The sequence below is a fragment of the Kitasatospora sp. NE20-6 genome (assembly GCF_045862635.1).
The window spans coordinates 1-559 of record NZ_BPRL01000183.1 but is presented as its reverse complement, the minus strand read 5'-3'; the positions used below and the strand labels follow the sequence as shown (position 1 = coordinate 559).

The following is a 559-nucleotide window of genomic DNA, read 5'->3' as shown; positions in this document are numbered from 1 at the left end:
GTCGGTCGTGTGCGGGTACGCCGAGGGGCCCGGCGGCTGGTGCCGCCGGGCCCTGGGTGGCTTTCAGGCCCCCGGGGGGCCGTCGGGCCGGATCAGCTGGTCTGGATCGCGGTGTCGTCGATCACGAAGCTGGTCTGGAGCGAGGAGTCCTCGACGCCGTTGAACTTGAGGGTGACCGACTGGCCCGCATAGGAGGACAGGTCGATCGTCTTCTGGCTGTAGCCGGTGGCCGCGTTCACGTTCGAGTGCGTGGCGACGGAGGTGCCGTTGACGGTGACGGTGAGCTTGTCGTAGACCGTGGAGCCGGTCTCGGCGGTGTCGATGTGCAGCCAGTAGCTGAGGGTGGCCCTGCAGCCGGCCGGGATGGTGACCGTCTGGGTGGCGCTGTCGGTGTGCGCGGAGCCGTAGCCGTTCAGCCAGGCCTTCCAGGAGCCGCCGTGCGAGGCCTCGGAGGCGCTGTTGTCGACGACGCCGCTGGTGGTGGTCCACGGCGCGGCGGTGCCGGTCTCGAAGCCGGCGTTGCCGAGCAGCTGGGCCGGGGTGCAGGTGCCGCCGCCCG

1 pseudogene is annotated in these 559 nt (G+C 71.2%); it reads right to left on the bottom strand.

The window, feature by feature from the left end:
• Positions 1-92: 92 nt before the first annotated feature.
• Positions 93-559: pseudogene (locus SNE206_RS40110) on the bottom strand (M4 family peptidase); the annotation flags it as partial.